The organism is Neisseria macacae ATCC 33926 (genome assembly GCF_022749495.1).
Taxonomy (GTDB): Bacteria; Pseudomonadota; Gammaproteobacteria; order Burkholderiales; family Neisseriaceae; genus Neisseria; species Neisseria macacae.
Map to the genome: position 1 here is coordinate 366,606 of NZ_CP094241.1, position 16,940 is coordinate 383,545.

Annotated in this window: 18 protein-coding genes; 11 read left to right on the forward strand and 7 right to left on the reverse strand. The window is 50.3% G+C overall.

What is annotated here, in order from left to right; translation table 11 throughout:
* Nucleotides 1-80: 80 nt before the first annotated feature.
* Nucleotides 81-1,316: a type VI immunity family protein gene (locus MON40_RS01780; protein WP_003779781.1), complete on the reverse strand. Its 1,236-nt coding sequence runs from the start codon at nucleotides 1,314-1,316 to the stop codon at nucleotides 81-83.
* A gap of 446 nt (nucleotides 1,317-1,762) precedes the next feature.
* Complete coding sequence (truC, locus tag MON40_RS01785) at nucleotides 1,763-2,470, reverse strand: tRNA pseudouridine(65) synthase TruC (protein ID WP_039863234.1); 708 nt, start codon at nucleotides 2,468-2,470, stop codon at nucleotides 1,763-1,765.
* A gap of 185 nt (nucleotides 2,471-2,655) precedes the next feature.
* Here truC and MON40_RS01790 point away from each other — a divergent pair, with 185 nt between their 5' ends.
* The 4 genes from MON40_RS01790 (at nucleotide 2,656) to MON40_RS01805 (ending at nucleotide 5,714) form a co-directional block, all read left to right on the forward strand.
* Nucleotides 2,656-3,384, forward strand: coding sequence for an LOG family protein (locus MON40_RS01790; protein WP_039404238.1), 729 nt, complete (start codon nucleotides 2,656-2,658; stop codon nucleotides 3,382-3,384).
* A gap of 208 nt (nucleotides 3,385-3,592) precedes the next feature.
* Entirely contained in the window at nucleotides 3,593-4,459 is an 867-nt protein-coding gene (rsgA, locus tag MON40_RS01795; protein WP_003779787.1) for a ribosome small subunit-dependent GTPase A, read from the forward strand.
* 104 nt (nucleotides 4,460-4,563) lie between these two features.
* A complete protein-coding gene (locus tag MON40_RS01800) occupies nucleotides 4,564-4,914 on the forward strand; it encodes a helix-turn-helix domain-containing protein (RefSeq protein WP_003756620.1) in 351 nt (116 codons plus the stop codon).
* Complete coding sequence (locus MON40_RS01805; protein ID WP_242925846.1) at nucleotides 4,818-5,714, forward strand: IS3 family transposase; 897 nt, start codon at nucleotides 4,818-4,820, stop codon at nucleotides 5,712-5,714. Before MON40_RS01800 ends, MON40_RS01805 begins: the two co-directional genes overlap by 97 nt.
* Nucleotides 5,715-6,507: 793 nt before the next feature.
* Here MON40_RS01805 and MON40_RS01810 read toward each other — a convergent pair.
* The 5 genes from MON40_RS01810 to tsaB all read right to left on the reverse strand — a co-directional run bounded on the left by MON40_RS01810 (nucleotide 6,508) and on the right by tsaB (nucleotide 9,876).
* Entirely contained in the window at nucleotides 6,508-7,176 is a 669-nt protein-coding gene (locus tag MON40_RS01810) for an HAD-IA family hydrolase (RefSeq protein WP_003779790.1), read from the reverse strand.
* Nucleotides 7,177-7,415: 239 nt separating this feature from the next.
* Complete coding sequence (locus MON40_RS01815; protein ID WP_003763765.1) at nucleotides 7,416-7,910, reverse strand: hypothetical protein; 495 nt, start codon at nucleotides 7,908-7,910, stop codon at nucleotides 7,416-7,418.
* Between the two features lie 60 nt (nucleotides 7,911-7,970).
* Entirely contained in the window at nucleotides 7,971-8,765 is a 795-nt protein-coding gene (locus tag MON40_RS01820) for a uracil-DNA glycosylase family protein (protein ID WP_003779791.1), read from the reverse strand.
* Nucleotides 8,759-9,202, reverse strand: a complete 444-nt coding sequence (rimI, locus tag MON40_RS01825) for a ribosomal protein S18-alanine N-acetyltransferase (protein WP_003779794.1) — start codon at nucleotides 9,200-9,202, stop codon at nucleotides 8,759-8,761. Before rimI ends, MON40_RS01820 begins: the two co-directional genes overlap by 7 nt.
* Nucleotides 9,199-9,876, reverse strand: a complete 678-nt coding sequence (gene tsaB / locus MON40_RS01830) for a tRNA (adenosine(37)-N6)-threonylcarbamoyltransferase complex dimerization subunit type 1 TsaB (protein ID WP_003779795.1) — start codon at nucleotides 9,874-9,876, stop codon at nucleotides 9,199-9,201. Before tsaB ends, rimI begins: the two co-directional genes overlap by 4 nt.
* A gap of 286 nt (nucleotides 9,877-10,162) precedes the next feature.
* Between tsaB and MON40_RS01835 the strand changes: the two genes are divergently transcribed.
* From MON40_RS01835 to MON40_RS01865, 7 genes are all read left to right on the forward strand, one after another.
* Nucleotides 10,163-10,729 carry an NADPH-dependent FMN reductase gene (locus tag MON40_RS01835; RefSeq protein ID WP_003779797.1) on the forward strand — a complete coding sequence of 189 codons (567 nt, stop codon included), beginning with the start codon at nucleotides 10,163-10,165 and terminating at the stop codon, nucleotides 10,727-10,729.
* Nucleotides 10,730-11,036: 307 nt separating this feature from the next.
* On the forward strand, nucleotides 11,037-11,576 hold the full coding sequence (locus tag MON40_RS01840) for a DUF3304 domain-containing protein (RefSeq protein ID WP_242925975.1): 540 nt from the start codon (nucleotides 11,037-11,039) through the stop codon (nucleotides 11,574-11,576).
* A gap of 153 nt (nucleotides 11,577-11,729) precedes the next feature.
* Nucleotides 11,730-12,092, forward strand: coding sequence for a hypothetical protein (locus MON40_RS01845; protein WP_003779804.1), 363 nt, complete (start codon nucleotides 11,730-11,732; stop codon nucleotides 12,090-12,092).
* Between the two features lie 357 nt (nucleotides 12,093-12,449).
* Nucleotides 12,450-12,668, forward strand: a complete 219-nt coding sequence (locus MON40_RS01850; RefSeq protein ID WP_003779806.1) for an RHS repeat domain-containing protein — start codon at nucleotides 12,450-12,452, stop codon at nucleotides 12,666-12,668.
* A 179-nt stretch (nucleotides 12,669-12,847) separates the two neighbouring features.
* Nucleotides 12,848-13,390 carry a hypothetical protein gene (locus MON40_RS01855; protein ID WP_242925976.1) on the forward strand — a complete coding sequence of 181 codons (543 nt, stop codon included), beginning with the start codon at nucleotides 12,848-12,850 and terminating at the stop codon, nucleotides 13,388-13,390.
* Between the two features lie 155 nt (nucleotides 13,391-13,545).
* Nucleotides 13,546-13,923 carry a hypothetical protein gene (locus MON40_RS01860; protein WP_003780560.1) on the forward strand — a complete coding sequence of 126 codons (378 nt, stop codon included), beginning with the start codon at nucleotides 13,546-13,548 and terminating at the stop codon, nucleotides 13,921-13,923.
* Between the two features lie 194 nt (nucleotides 13,924-14,117).
* Nucleotides 14,118-16,937: a type VI secretion system Vgr family protein gene (locus MON40_RS01865; RefSeq protein WP_242925977.1), complete on the forward strand. Its 2,820-nt coding sequence runs from the start codon at nucleotides 14,118-14,120 to the stop codon at nucleotides 16,935-16,937.
* Nucleotides 16,938-16,940: the final 3 nt, after the last annotated feature.

A 16,940-nucleotide genomic window follows, 5' to 3' on the forward strand; every position in this document is an offset into this window, starting at 1 on the left:
GCGGTTTTCCTTCAAAAACGGGGTTTCAGACGAGGCATATTTTAACGTATCGGCTGACGTTCGGAAAGGCGGGGAGGGGCTTACCACATTGCCTTTCTGCGCAAAGGTTCGTTATGGTCGCCTTTGACAAGTTCCCAAATGGTCAGGCCCATTTGGGGACCGAGTAGCACATCTTGTGTCCGCACTCCTTCTCCTTCAGGGAAAATTTCGCCTTTATTGAAATGGCGGGTTTCACCGTCAAAGCTGGTGATTTTCCACATGCCCGAAATCGGGACAGGCTCTTCCTCGACGCCGATGATTTCCTGCGGCGCTTGGGTATAGATCTTCTTGCCGTCTTTTTCTTCCACCTCCCAGCCGTCCCATCTTCTCGACCAATAATACATCTGTTCGCGGGTAATGCCGCCCATATTTTCGCGCGGATATTTTTCGCGTATCGGTTCTAAAGCTCGGTTTAGCGCAATGTAGCCCAAGGGTAAATCTTCGCGGATATCCCCTGTTTCGGGCAGGCTGCCGATTTTAAAAACCTTGATACCGGCAAAGTCGCGCAGAGTAATATCGGGATGATTTGCCAAAACAGACTCTATCCTGCCTGCCGGAAGCTGTCGGTAAAGTTCCCTACCGACCAGTGTGTACCAACTGATACTGCGTATGTTGTATCTATAAAACGTTGACAGATAATCGGTCGTGACCGGAATCAGCCCCAAATTTTCGCGGCAAACCCCGTATTCATACGGCGCACCGTCGTAATAATTATGCGGTGGAATTGCTGCCAGTCCGATATAACCGTGGAAAACATCCAGCTTCTCTGAAATCTTACCGACAAACTCATCCAGTTTTGCCAAATCTTGGGGAGAAGACAAAATTTCCAGTGGCAGATTAAAAAGCAGGGTGCCTAACGGCATATACGGCTCATTTGCCAAACCTGCAGCAATAGAGGTGATATTGAAATAATAGGATGCACTGGTATTTGCATGCTCGCTTTGCATTCCCCACTCGATGTTGGGCGGATTTTTCTCCCGACTATCCAGCCAACGGTAGATTTTATCGCGTTCTTTCAGATATGATTTTTCGGTCAGTTTGACTTCCTTAATATCCCTATGACCTTTTTCGTGCCAAGCTATTGTCAGCTTGTCTTTCGCCCATTCGTAATAGAAATCCATCAAACCGGTTAAGGCATCGGCGACATCCTCGCGGGTATTGAAATAGACCACGCCGCGTATGCCCAGTTGCAACAGGGTAAAGCCATGTTCGTTGTAACGTTTGGTGCGGTCGGCGGTGTAGCGGATGGCGGCGAGTTGCTTTTCGATGTCGCTCATGGAATGTCCTTATGTTGGTATGACAAACGTCGTCTGAAAGAGTGTAGCGTTTTCAGACGACCTTTACCGCAAAGTAGGATTATTCGGCATGAATGTGGGTTGAACGGACTGAGATGGCAGGGATGAGGTCGTCTGAAACCCGTGTCCGGCTTCGCAGCATCACCAGCCCGCCTGTTGACGCGACTTTGCGCTTACGCCTCAAACGTATCCAGCTAAATCCACTAGCTCTCGTCGGTATCGGCACAACAAACCGTAGCGCGGGTTCTACCCGCGAAGCAGATGTCAGCATAAATACCCGAATCAGACTGACGGACGGCAAATCCCGCGGGCAAAGCCCACGCTACGGGGTCCGGTTATCTCAAGCGTGTTTTGATGAATAAAGGTCGTCTGAAACCCGTGTCCGGCTTTGCAGTATAACCAAATCGCCTGTTGACGCGACTTTTCACTTACGCTTCAAACGTATCCAGCCAAATCCGCCAGCTCTCGTCGGTATCGGCGCAGACGGTCAGGGTTTCGCCGTTTTCGATGCTTTGGAATGACAGGTTGCGGGCGTGGAGCATGAGGCGGGTGGGGCCGAGGTGGGCGGCGGTGGCGTGGTTTTGGCGCAGGTCGCCGTAGTTGGTGTCGCCGACGATGGGGTGGAAGATGTGTTTCATGTGGCGGCGGAGTTGGTGTTTGCGGCCTGTGTGCGGGATGAGTTCTGCCCACGAGTAGCGCGAGGTCGGGTAGCGGGCGGCGGATTGGAAGGGCAATTCGGTGCGTGCAAGGCAGCGGTATCGGGTTTGGGCTTCTTGGAGGGTGACTTCGGTTTGGGATTCGGCGATTTTGTCGGGCTGATATTTGAGGGGGTAGTCGATGAGTCCGTCGTCGGGCAAATATCCGCGCACGATTGCCCAGTAGGTTTTGTGTGTGGTTTTTTGTTCGAACTGCTGCGTCAGCAGGCGGGCGGCTTCGGGGTCAAGGGCAAACAGGAGGACGCCGGATGTGGGGCGGTCGAGGCGGTGGGCGGGATAGACGTGTTGTCCGATTTGGTCGCGCAGGGTTTGCATGACGAACTGTGTTTCGTGGCGGTCGAGCCAGCTTCGGTGGACAAGCATTCCGGCGGGTTTGTTGACGGCGATGGTGCGGCTGTCGCGGTAGAGGATGTCGAGCATGGCGGGATGTGGGCGGAAATGGGGGATTGTAACGCAAGCGGTCGCGGCTGCAACGGCAATCTTGAGGCAGAAACGCATAATTCGTTCAAATAAGGAACACTTGCTGCCGTTCATGTTTGCGTTTTCAGACGACCTCGGGTTCTGTCGGTTACAATGTGGGGGTTCAACAAGATGAAGGAAAAACCGTGAGCCTGCTCAAAAAACTGCCCAAGCCTATGCTGACCGATGAGGCGCGCCGCGAGATTCAGGCGCGGGAGTCGTATCATGTTTTGAAGATTATTTCGGAATTTGTCGAGGCGGGCGAGGAGCTGCGGGCGATTCAGCCTGCGGTCAGCATTTACGGCAGCGCGCGCACGCCGGAAAACCATCCCGATTATGAATTTACGCTGCGGCTGGCGCGCAAGCTCTCGGATGCCGGTTTTTCCGTCATTTCGGGCGGCGGGCCGGGGATTATGGAAGCGGCGAACAAGGGCGCGTTTGCGGGCGCAAGCCCTGCGGTGGGGCTGAATATCGTGTTGCCGCACGAGCAAAAAGCCAATCCGTATCAGGATTTGTCCATCAAGTTCCAACATTTCTTCCCGCGCAAAGTGATGTTTGTGAAACACGCGGTCGCGTATGTCGTCATGCCCGGCGGCTTCGGTACGCTGGACGAACTGTTTGAAAGCCTGACGTTGGTTCAGACGGGCAAAACGCCCGACCGTCCGATTATCTTGGTGGGCAAGGATTTCTGGTCGGGCTTGTTGGACTGGATACGCAAAGAGCTGCTCGGGCGCGGGCTGATTTCGGAAGCCGATATGGATTTAATCCGACTGATTGATGGTGAAGACGAAATCATCGAAGAAATCTTCGCGCACTACGAAAACCGCTTGGAAGATTTTTCCGAAGGCGTCAACGCGTGGTCGCTTGGATTGTGACGGGCTGAGAGGTCGTCTGAAAACATTCCGAATCTCGCGGGTGAGTTGAAATCAAGACAAGGCGGCAACGCCGTATCGGTTTCCAGTTAATCCACTATAGAATCGTTTCAGACGACCCCTGCCTATTTCGGTACAATACCTTTTCGCCGCAAGGCTGCCACGCCGCTGCGAACATTCCCTTTATCCAATCCACCCGACCCAACCGTTCATGACCGATACCGCCCAAATCATTACCAGCTACGGCCGCCGCTACATCGTGCGCACACCCGACGGCAAAACCTACGAAGCCAGCACGCGCAAAAAGCGGGTGGACTTCGCCTGCGGTGACCGCGTGCATATCCAAACCGTCAACGCCGAACAAGCCGTCATCGAAGACTACCTGCCGCGCGAAAGCCTGCTCTACCGCCAAGACGCTTGGAAAACCAAGCTCATCGCCGCCAATGTCAGCCAGCTCCTTATCGTTACCGCCGCCGTTCCCTCGCCCAGCGAAGCCCTGCTGCAACGCGCCCTCCTAGCCGCCGAAGCCGCGGGCATCCAAGCCGTCATCATCCTGAACAAAGCCGACCTGCCCGAAACCGCCTTCTGGCGCGAAAAACTCAAATTCTACGAAACGCTCGGTTATCCCGTCATCGAAACCCGCGCATTGGAAAACGCCGACATCCTGCGCCCCGTCCTGCAAGGGCATACCAACATCCTGCTCGGACAAAGCGGCATGGGCAAATCCACCCTGACCAACGCCCTCTTGGGCAACCAAACCGCCCGCACCGGCGACATCTCCACCGCGCTCGACTCCGGCAAACACACCACCACCCACGCCCAGCTTTACGATTTAAACGAAGCAACCCAATTAATCGACTCCCCCGGTTTGCAAGAATTCGGGCTGCACCACCTAGAAGCCGCCGACCTGCTGCAATACTTTCCCGACCTGAACCACCTCGTCGGGCAATGCCGTTTCCACAACTGCACCCACCGCGCCGAACCCGGCTGCGCCGTCAAAGCCGCCGCCGAAGCAGGCGAAGCCAAACCCGAACGCATCGAATTTTTGCAACGGATAACGGATGAGTTGTTGAGATAGGGAGAAGCGGTTGGTTTTAGTGAAATAAAAAACGTCGTCTGAAAACTGAACTGCACCCCAAAAGTTGGACACATCCCCTCCAACTCACAAGGTGCAGTTTTTTTATGAGCAAATATACATTACACTTCAAATACCAAGCCGTACTCCACTACCTGCATATACGCAGCCAACAACGTACCGCAGACCACTACGGCATTTCCCGAACCCACCTGAGACGATGGATACGCGCCTATCAAGAAGGCGGTATCGGCGCACTCGAACATCCCCAATCCAAAACCATGCCCCAACACCGCAAAAACCCCTTCATCGCAGATAAACCCGACCAAGAAAAAACACAGGCAGAGCTTATTGAAGAACTGTGCTATATGCGCGCAGAGGTCGCCTACCTAAAGGAGTTAAAAGCCCTCAGCCAAAAGCAGACCGCAAAGGACAAAGCCAAACCGTCCAAACACTGAGGGCGCAACACCCGCTCAAATACCTGCTGCACATCGCAAACCTGCCCAAAAGCAGCTTTTACTACCATCACCAAGACCGACCCGATCCCGAAGCAGCCGACAAAGCCCTCCTTGTCGAAACCTACCGGCGGCATAAAGGACGCTACGGACAAAGGCGCATTGCCGCAGCATTGGGTTGGAACCGCAAAAAAGTGGCGCGGTTGATGAAGCAGATGGAACTGAAAGCCCTCATACGGGCGAAAAAAGCCTACCGCCATCCCGCCATGGGCGAAATATCGGAACACCTCCTCAAACGCCGGTTCAAAGCCCGAAAGCCCAACGAAAAATGGCTGACCGACGTTACCGAACTCAAAGGGAAGGACGGCAAACTGTACCTCTCGCCAATCTTGGACTTGTTCAACCGCGAGATCGTCGCCTACGCCATGAGCCGCAGAGCCGACAGCGAAATGGTGAAGGAAATGCTCGAAAAAGCCGCCCCCCGTCTGACTGCTAAAGGAACGATGCTGCATTCGGACCAAGGCGTGCTGTACCGTACGTCGGGATATAGGGAATTGCTTGCGGAGTATTCCATGGTTCAAAGCATGTCGCGAAAGGCGAACTGTTGGGACAATGCGCCGATGGAAAGCTTCTTTGCGGTGTTAAAGACGGAGTGTTTCTATAACGCAGGTGAATTGACGGTAGATGAATTGATGAAGCAGATAGATGACTATATGGATTACTACAACCGGGAGCGTTGCAGTTTGAAATTGAAAAAGCTGAGTCCTGTCGCATACAGAACCCAGCTTGCACAGAGCGCCTGAATAGGCTTTTATGAGTGTCCAAGATTTGGGGGCCAGTTCAAACTTGAGGGGTAGGTTTTCAGACGACCTTTTTTATTATGGAGAGGGTTTGGGATGGAGAAGCGATTGACTTATTCGATACAGGGCTTTTCTGAATAGGTACGCGCTTAGCCCGATGGTCGGCAGCACGCCATAACGCTTCGGGAAAAGTGTAGCGTGGGCTCTGCCCGCGATATTTGCCAACCGGTTTCCGAATCAGAAATCAGTCAATCGGTTTCTAAATCGGATCATAAACCGAGTTTTTCGCGGGCAAAGCCCACGCTACGGTGGTAGGTCTTCGTTGAGTGGATTTGGGATGGGGAAGCGATTGACTCGTTCAACGCGGAGGTTTTCTCCGAATAGGTACGCATAGCCCGATGATTGGCAGTACGCCATAACGCTTCGAGAAAAGCGTAGCGTGGGCTTTGCCCGCGATATTTGCCAATCGATTTCTGAATCAAACCATAAATCGAGTTTTTTCGTGGGCGAAGCCCACGCTACGGCGGTATGTCTATGTTAAGTAGGAAAGGGAAGGGATTGACTCATTTGATACGTGGGCTTTCTCCGAAAAGGTACGCCTAGCCCGATGGTTGGCAGCACGCCGTAATGCTTCGGGAAAAGTGTAGCGTGGGCTTTGCCCACGGGACCTGCCAATCGGTTTCCGAATCAGAAATCAGCCAATCGGTTTCTAAATCGGATCATAAACCGAGTTTTCGCGGGCGAAGCCCACGCTACGGTTTGGCTGTCTGCAACGTTAAAGGGTTTGTGCTTTGCGTTAAACCTTGCCCGTCCAATCAAACGTTTCTAAGAAATCAGGCAGCTCGGAGAGGTTGTCGAGTATGGCAAGATGCGGGGCGGTGTGCAACATGGCGGCGGAGTGCGCGCCTGTGGTGAGGGCGACGGCGGGGGCTTTGGCGTTGGCGGCCATTTCCAAGTCGTGGGTCGTATCGCCGACAACCAAAGTTTCCTGCGGCGTCAGCCCCAGTTCGTCGCATAGTTTGAAAACCATGTCGGGTGCGGGTTTGGAGGCTTGTTCGCTGGCGCAGGTCGTCGCCATCCAAAAATCGGTCGTACCGGTTTGCGCGATAGAGCGGTCGAGTCCTATCCTGCCTTTGCCTGTGGCGACGGCGAGCCAGTAGCCTTGGTTTTGCAGGGTGTGCAGACAGGGCAGGGCTTCGGGGAAGAGCGTCATGTTTTGGTTGTTGGGATTGAGATAGTGTGCGGCGTAGGTTTCCGTCAATTCTTCGCGCATGTGTTCGCCGGCATGCGGAGCGAGGCGGCGGATGATTTCCGGCAGGCTGTAACCGATGAGGGCGCGGACGGCATCGTCATCGGGAACGGGCATGCCGCAGTCGGCAAAACTTTGTTGGAAGGTGCGGATAATCGGGCGCGTCGTGTCTGCCAGCGTTCCGTCCCAGTCGAAGATAATCAGTTTAGGTTTCATCGTGCGCTTTCTTTCAGACGACCTTAGGGCAAGATAGAAAAATCATAGCAGAAAATCCGATGCCTGCCTGCCTGCTTGCGGATTGATGCAAACGTTAAAAAATCCTAACTGAATTCAAACGCTAAGGACGTATGAATTTAGGTAAAAGGGTCGTCTGAAAAGTTTCAGACGACCCCTTGTTTATGGTTTCTTGCCGGAGAACATGAAGGAAGACGTTGCTCTGACTCCCTGCTGCAGGCTTATCTTTTCATTTTGTGGAAGATGATGGGCTGCTCCGGCGCGCGGGTCAGTTGGCGCGGCAGCGTCAGCATTGCCAATATCCAGACGCTCAATGCGTAAAGAAATATCCCGCCTTGCCGCATGCCGCCCAATGCCGCGCTGCCCAGTAATGATTCCAAGATAATCACGACCAAAGCAGCCGCACACGCCGCCGCGCCGCTTAAAAACAGGGCGTAGTGGAAATGGCGGCGCATCATTTTTTTGTAGGCGAGTTTGGTCAGTCCGCCCGCGATAATCAGGTTGAAAAAGCCGAATACGCCGCAGATAAACCAAACGATGGCGTCATCCCAGCCCGCTACTTGCCGCAACTGCCCGTTTTGGAAGGTCAGCAGCAGTCCGGAATGGCGGAACAGCCCGACTGTGATGATTTCGTGCAGCAGCAATGCCAGAGGCAGAGTCAGGAAAATCAGGGCAATCAGCAGCGGGCGGTAGGGTTTTTCTTGGGTGAGGTACATGATGGATAGGGAAGGGGGTGGATGAGGTGCGGCGTCTGTGTGGGATGCTGTCGGCGTGCCTTAATTCAGTATCTGCCGCACTTGTTTCAAAACCTGCCAGGCTTTTGCTTTGAGCTGCGGTTGGCGCAGCAGGCGGGCAGGGTGGGGAAGGATGAAGCGGGGGGTGTTGCCGCAGAGTGTGTCTATCAATGCGGAAAGCTCGGGTTTTTCAAATATTTGCCCCACCAATAACACGGCTTTCGCCTGCGTATCGGCCAGCTCTCGGGCAAGCTGGGGCAGCTCGGCTTGGATTTGTTCGTCAGTAGGGTGCGGGCTGAAAACGGGCGCCGCTTTGACCCAACTGGTTTTGTAGGCTTGTTGGGGTGTCAGGCGGATGGCGGCAAGCATATTGTCGAGCAGGACGCCGACCGCGCCGTGAAAGAGTTGTCCGTGCAGGCTGTCTTCGGTTGCGGGACAGATGCTGATGATGATGACTTCGGACGGACGCGCTTCGGTTTGCAGGCGTGGGAGGTCGTCTGAAACGGTTGCGGCGGGAGCTTGGCCGGTGTTTTCGGGTGCAGAATGTGTCCGCGCGGACGGGGAAGGCGCGTCAACTGGCGCGGCAGACGGCGGGATGGGTGGCGTTGTTGCGGAGGTGGTTTTTTCGTGTTGAACCGCCGCCATCGCCGCCATGCGGGCATGATGTGCCGATGCGGAAATCGTGCGGACGGCTTCGGCAACTTGGGCGGCAGCAGGTTTTTGAGGCGGCGTAACGGGCGCATCGCCCGCAGACGGGATGACTTTGGCGTGACGGTTCAGCCACATCGGGCCTAAGCCTAATGCCTGATGCAAGTGGAGATAGCGGCTGCTTAACATGGTTTTTCCATTAATACGGCGTCTTCATGCCCGCCTTCGGGCAGGGAATAGTAATGTTTGCGGATGCCGACCGCGGTAAAGCCGTATTTGAAATACAGCGATTGGGCGGCGGCATTGCCGGCGCGGACTTCCAACAGCAGGCGCGTGATACCGGCGGTTTGGGCGTGGCGGAACCAATGTTCCAAAAGTGCGGCGGCAATGCCTTGGCGGCGGTATTCGGGAGCGGTGGCAATTAAATGCAGCTCGGATTCATCTAATATATCCTGCCACACGATAAAGCCGCCGATGACGCTGTCGGTCTCGCAGACCCACAGTTTATCCGTACTCTGCGCCAATGCGGAGGCAAATTGTTTCACAGACCAAGGCGACGGGTTGCCGACCGCATCAATTGCGGCAAGGGCAGGGCAGTCGTCTGAAAAAGCGGGGCGGATATTCATGCCTGCGCTTTCCGTTCTGCCTGCTCTTTGGCGGTCAGGGCGACTTTGTTGCGGACATAAAGCAATTCGGCGTGCGCGGCATCGGAAGCGGGATAACGCCCGCTGAGTGCTAGCTTGAGATAGTCGGAAGCGGCAGGCATTTTCGGCGTGCCGGCAAAGGGCGGCGCATCGGTCAGCGCAAACGCATTGCCTATGCCGCCGGTAAACGCACGGCCTTCGGGTTCGACAATTTCAGCCGCTTTGCCGACCTGATAATCGCCGAGCCGCCGGTGCGCGCCCGTGTCGAACCATGCGTAAAACACTTCGCCCATGCGCGCGTCGGTCGCCGCCAGTACGCAGCTTTGTCCGGGCAGCAGATACGCCGCCGCATCCAGACAGGGGATGCCGATAAGGGGCGTATCAAACGGCGTCGCCAAACCTTGCGCCACGCCTGTTCCGATACGCAAACCGGTAAACGCGCCGGGGCCTTGTGCATAGACGATCACACCCAAATCCGCCGCCGCAATACCCGCTTGTTCAAACAAAACACGAATCTGCGGCAGAATCAAATCGGATTGTTTCGTGCCGACATCTTCATGAAACGAAACAATCTGCCCATCGGTTTGCAACGCGAGGGACAGGTAGGAAGTGCTGGTGTCGATGGCAAGGACAGGTCGTCTGAAATCGGCTTGCATGGCGTGTTCTTCAAGATAAAAATTTTAGGATGGATTATAGCATTGTCGTCTTGATTCATGCCCGATAGGGTTTTCAGACGACCTCAATGACGTTTCAACACTTTAGAAAAAATTGTCTCGAAACTTGAGCAGGGCAGGCAAGCCGCTACCAAACTGATTCTCCAAATCAGGCCTGACTTGTCCAGCAATGGTCAATTTGTTCCCAACAGGATTGACGACAATCAACCGGCGGCTTTAAAATGAATTCAAGAATCGTTATTATTTTTACATCATCAGGAGAAAATTCATGGCAAAAAAAGTCAGCATTTTAGTAGGCAGCCTGCGTAAAGGCTCGTTCGCCCGCAAAGTGGCGCAAAACGTCATCCCCATGTTCCCCGAAGGCTACGATGCCCAAATCGTCGAAATCGGCCATTTGCCGCTCTACAATTTCGACTACGACGACCCCGCCGAAACCGACTTCCCCACGCCCGAAAGCTATACCGCCTTCCGCGAAACCATCAAAGCTTCCGACGGCGTATTGTTCGTTACCCCCGAAAACAACCGCACCGTCCCCGCCTGCCTGAAAAACGCGGTAGACATCGGCTCCAAACCCAACGCCGACGTCGCCTGGAAAAACACGCCCGCAGGCATCATCAGCCATTCTGTCGGTAAAATGGGCGGTTACAGTTCGCAAAAAAACCTGCGCCTTGCCTTGTCCTACTTCAATATGCCGCTGACCGGACAGCCCGAAGTCTTCCTCGGCAACTCACCCACCTTGTTTGACGACAACGGCAAACTCATCGAATCCGCGCGCAGCTTCGTCCAAGGCTATATCGACCAACTCGTCGCCCTCATCGAGAAGAACCCCAAATAAACACAGCAGAAAGCTGTCAACTTTAGAAAATAGCTAATTTTCTAAACATCGAAGGTTTAATGCAGAAAGGTCGTCTGAAATCTAAGGTTTCAGACGACCTTTCTTTTAAATCAATAGCATCAGAGAAAACACACATCAAAAGCTCGTCTGAAAAAAGCAAATCCAACGGGTCTGCAACCATTCAGACGACCCATCAGCCGGTTATCCCATTCGCTTTACCCATTACATCGTTCAAGCTACTATACGAACTACGTTGTCATTTAAAAATGCGCCGCACTGAGCATTGCGGCGGGCAAAAAGGAAAAAAATGAAAAAATTATTTAGGTTTTTAGGCTTGGTAGTTTTAGTTGCCGCTCTTCCGGTTTTATCTATCTATGCCTCTTCGGTAAAAGAAATCTTCAATCAAAAGGATGATTTTTTTGTGGATACCGATAAGGAACGCTCGTTTGCATTTATGCTAAGCAACTATTCTGACCAAGGTGTAATGATAACTTATCACAAGATTGGAGAGACATGGGCTTTAAACGATATAGGGCCTTATTCAGAGGGTGGAGGTGGACAATGTTGCGTTTCCATCCCCCGCTGGCATGAAGGGATGACGCTGCCACTGACCTTGACGATAAGCACGGATACAAATGAATTTGAAGAGCGTAACGTTAATGCTAAGGTAGATAAATTTACCGATGAAGACAATGGATTATTGCAGTTTCACATTTTGCCGGATTATTCGGTGCGTGTATTAATTTCAAGTTACGGTAGGCAGAGGCCGGAAAATCCCATGCATCAACTTCATGAAACTTTGAAAAAAGATAATGAAGCATACCGTAAGGAAAATCCGGATTTTTAAATTAAGATGGGCGGAACGATGAGCAAAGCTGAATAATGATTTTCGCAAAACTGTTTATATAGATAGGGTACTCTACCAGCTATTTCCTATGAGTTATTGGGTGATCGGAATGACTTATGTTGCCAGCCCGAATATTTACTGTCGAAAGAAAATATGAATTTAGAGATCAGACGCGATAGTATGTATTGGCATGTAAAAAGAAATGATTTAAAAGAAATAATTTCTTCATTACAAAGAGAAGGGAATTATTGGGAAGGGCAGGTTTTTTTAACAAAGCGCAAGAAAGAATACAAGCTTTCTTTTAGAGTTTTTCTGAATTCAAATGATGAAGATGAGTTTGATATAGCTGACGGTCAGTTTACTCTTTCAATATCCGATGATACCTTTTCCTTGTTGGAAGAATATAGTGTTATGGTCGGTAAATATGGCACGCCTTTTTTACATGAATTGAATGATCTATATTTCATCTCATTAAAAAAATGGTTGAGTTGCTATATTTATGTAGAAAGTTATTAGGATGTCTTTATCCATTTCTACAATATGTACGGGATATATGTGTAAACAGGTTGCCCAAAAATAGGTCGTCTGAAAAGCAAAAAATCTTTTTCAGACGACCTTTTGTACAATACATAACGGACAAAATAATCAAAGGCGCAAACCATCTGTGGTCTGTCTGAATCTGACACTTTTGAACTGCTGGCACAATTTCAGACGACTTCTCCGATAGGCATAGAGCGGGAAGACAAACACGCCGAGCCGTACGACTACGACCCTGAAACAGATCCGCTGCTGAAATCCCATCCGAACACCAAGAGCAGTTCGAAGCGTAGCCTGACTTGGTTTATTATCAACTCGACCATCTCGACACGCCGATTGCCACATAATGCAAAAGGCGAAGCCGTATGGACGGCCAAATACGAAGCATGGGGTAGAATCCGTAACGGAACCGTTTCAGACGACCCCAAAGTCAACATCCCGTCCCGCTTCCAAGGTCAGTATTACGATAGAGAAAGCGGGCTGCACTACAACCGTTTCCGTCATGACGATACCGAAATCAGGCGATGTATGAGTCAGGATATGATTAGGTCATAGGGTGGGGATAATTTATATACTTATGCAGATACTCCAACGGGCTGGATTGATCCATGGGATTTGCGATCCACTAATAGCGGTAGAATACCAAGTAATAAAATAATACCTCCTGAACAAGGCCATCAGCGTTAACATATTATTCTATGGATTTATCGTAAGAAAAATTAGGATCAGATGATATGCAACTCTATACAATTTTTCCTCCCAAAAGCAGCAATGTTGACTTTTCTTTTAATTTAAAAGGTAATAATAAGGATAGTATTTTAGACTATTTTAAATTTAATATTGATGATAACTTCCTAAAAAAACCTCGTATAAATCTGACATATGATGATGAATTTGAATTTCACTTTTCTGAAATTTTGGATGCGGATTTTTATTTCTCATCTTCAGGAATTTTATTGTTTTCAAAAAAATTTCTTGAAATTTCACAGGATAAATTGAAAGAGGAAGCCCTATTTTTTCCATGTCTAATCAACAATACTCCATATGATATATATGCTTTGTATATAAAAAATAGTATTGATTTTCTAGATAATAAATCCCTAGATTGTTATAAAGATATTTCTTATAAATACATATTTAGAGACAAGCTGAGACCTTATATATATGGGGTTACGGATGAATTTAAAAAGATGGTCATAGAGAATAATTTAAAAATGCAATTCCTAGGATTATACGATATAGATAATACTGGAATTTTTTGCTTTACTTTAGAATAGCATAGAGAAATAAGAGTAAGTTGGGTTGAAAATCTAACCGTTACAGAGGAAAAGTTTTCTCTTTAAAAACTCAAATCCATAACTTAATCTCTAGGTTCTAGAGCCAGGAAGGAAAGAATCATTACAATATTTTAACAATTTAAGGTTTTCTGAAGATGGTTTATGAAAAACAATTGGTTTTCCTAAAAAAATCAAAGAATCTCTATGTTTACATTTATGAGTGGATTGATCTATTAGATTTTTGCAAAGTTAGCAATTTAAATCCACAGGATGAAGAGTATCAAATTATTACTACAGCTTTTAGGCATGCCGGTTGGAAAGGGGATGGTGTTTTAACAGAAATTTGGATTCCTCCTTTTGCTGTTGGAGCCATTTTAGAAGAACCTATCAATTACTCTGATGAGCTATGGAAGTCATGGCAGAATGGATTAATTTTATGGCATGTGAAACAGAGGGAGGATGGTTTATCTTTCATCGGTTCACCTAAAAAATTATTAATCCCTGATGTTGGGATAGATAAAGTTACTGTTTGATTATTATAAAGTGAGTTAATATTTAGAGAGATTGAAATTTTTGAGAAATTAGGTGCATTCTCTTTATAAGTTGTTAAAAGGTCGTCTGAAAACCTCCATTCAGACGACCTTTCTACCGTTTATCCCATTTGCTTTACCGTTGATGACGTTCAAGTTACCATACGAACCTCATTGTCATCTTTAAATTCAACGCCATGACTGCCCGCCAATCCTACCATCTCACCTTCGCCCGTTTCTCCCCGTCACTCTCTGTTCGTTCTTTCACCGCCTCCGAAGCCGCCAACACCGCCTACCGCGTCGAAATCACCGCCACTTCCACCGATTCCTCCTTGCCGCTCTCTTCCTATCTCAACCAGCGCGCAGCGTTTGAAATCCGTCCGCAGGAGGCCGTATTGTCCGAAGTCGCCGCCGCCTTTTCAGCCGGTTCGGACGAGTCTCCGGCGAAACAATGGCAGGGCATCGTGACTTCGTGTGAGAAGCTGTCCGTCTCCAAGGATGAAACCGTTTACCGCTTTGTTTTAGAGCCGCGCTTCGCGGCTTTAAAACATTTCCAATCCTCCCGACTGTTTCAAAACCAAACCGTCCCCGACATCGTTGCCGCCGTCTTCAAACACCACGGCTTCTCCGGTGTCGACTACCGTTTCCAAAAAAGCCGCAGCTACACCGTCCGCGAGTATGTGACCCAGTATCTCGAAAGCGACTTTGCCTTTATCAACCGTCTGTGTGAAGAAGAAGGCATTTGGTATGCCTTCGAACAGCATGAACAACATGGCGACGTAGTCGTCTTTGGCGACAGTTCCGAACACTACTTCCGCGACCAAAGCCTGCCCGTTTCTTACCGCCCCCATGCCGGACTGGAAAGCGTCGGTACCGAAGCACTGTTCAACCTCAGCATCCGCCACAACCCCATCGTCGAAGGCATACGCAGTGCCGACTACAACTACCGCACCGCCGATACCGACCTCTTTGCCGAAACCGACAACAAACAGTCCGAAGAATCTGCCGACAACACCGTCTTATTGGGCAAACAGCAAAACTGGGGCCTCCATCCCAAAACCCCCGACGAAGCCAAAGTTCAGACGACCCTGTTGAACGAAGCCGTCCTCTGCCGCCAAACCGTCGCCAACGGCAGCGGCAACGTCGTCTCCATGGCGCCGATGAAAGTGTTCCAAACCGATACCGCCTTCCCCGAAGCACCCGACGGCTGGCTGGTACTCAGTATGGAACACAGCGGCAGCCGCGATACCGCCTATACCCATACCTTTACCGCCATACCCGCCCAACACGCCTTCCGTCCCGAACGCACCACCCCGCGTCCGCATATCGCCGGCACACTGCCCGCACGGGTGACCGCAGCAGAGAACTGTACCTACGCCTACATCGACGACATGGGACGCTACCGCGTCAAACTGCCGTTTGATTTGGACGAATGGAGCCCCGGCGGCGAAAGCCGTCCCGTCCGACTCGCTAAACCCTATGCCGGTCCCGAATACGGCATCCACTTCCCATTACACGAAGGCACCGAAGTCATGCTGTCCTTCGTCCAAGGCAACCCCGACCGTCCGTATATCTCCGGCGTCATGCACGACAGCGCCCATCCCGACCACATTCCTGCCGATTGGAACACAAGGAACGTCATCCGTACCTGGGCGAACAACAAACTCAGGATGGAAGACCAAAAAGGTCAGGAACACATCAAACTCGCCACCGACTACCAAAAATCCCAACTCAACCTCGGCCACATCGTCGACTCAAGTCGGGAAAAACGTGGAGAAAACGGCGAAGGCTTCGAACTCAGAACCGACGGCTGGGGCGCGGTACGGGCGGGTAAAGGCATATTGATCAGCGCAGATGCTCAGGGTAAAGCAGATGGAAATGTCTTGGATATGGAGGCTGCAATCAAGCAGTTGAAAGAAGCCCTAGACATGGCGCAAGGATTGGCAAAAGCAGCCAAACGAGCGGAGATTCCCTTGGGAGATCAAGAATCGTCTGGTTCCAGTAAAAATCTGATGGAGCAAGGAGAAAATTATGGTAATGGAGTCTCAGTAGACCTGGATGCTGATGGTTTGAAAAGTGCAGGTTTAATTGCCAGTGCTCCTGCTGGAATCGTATTGAGTACCCCAAAGGATGTGCAAGCCAGTGCCACTGAAAACATTATGCATACAGCAGGTAATAACATTCATAATAGTGCATTTAAAAAATTCACTGTTGCTGCCGGCGAGGTAATTCGAATGTTCGCGCAGACGCTGGGTATCAAAATGGTTGCATCCAAAGGAGATGTAGTGTTGCAGGCGCAGCAGGACAATATCACTGCTGCTGCGGCTAAAGATGTCCGAATCGAAAGTGTCAATGGCGAAGTAATTATTTCTGCAGCTAAAAAGCTTACTTTAGTTTGTGATGGTTCATACATCACAATTGGAGGAGGACAGGTTGAAATTGGAACACCTGGGCAGATTATCAACAAATCATCCGCTTGGCAGAAAGTCGGTCCTGCCAGTCAATCCATCCAAAGCTCTATGCCCAAAGCAGCCAAAGGGCAGTTGGAATTGCATCATTTTTATAATATGGAACATCAACCAGGTGTCAAAGGTGGTAAATTTACCGTTACCGATAGTAGTGGTCAAGTTCGTACTGGTCTATTGGATGACATAGGTCGTGCTATTGTCAGTGGGCTGGCAGAGGGGGCTGCAAAGGTAGTTTATCATCCAGACCCAAGGAATGGGCATGAAGAAGCTGATATTAATAAGGAAGCTTTTGAAATTAACTCTTTCATTGAGCAAGAGAAGGTCAGCAACATAAAGGAACAGATCAATCAGTTTAAGCAGGCTGCAGAATCTGTTTCTTCCCTAGTTAACAGTGCAAAAGACATCAATCCGTCACAAGCATTAAAACAACTCAGTAGTCAGGTTAAGACAGAGGCAGTTAAACAGGTACGTCAACATCTGGAAAAAAGTCTTAAAAATACCGTAACGCAGTCTTTATCTGAAACAGTCAAACACACATTTAAGAAATAAGGA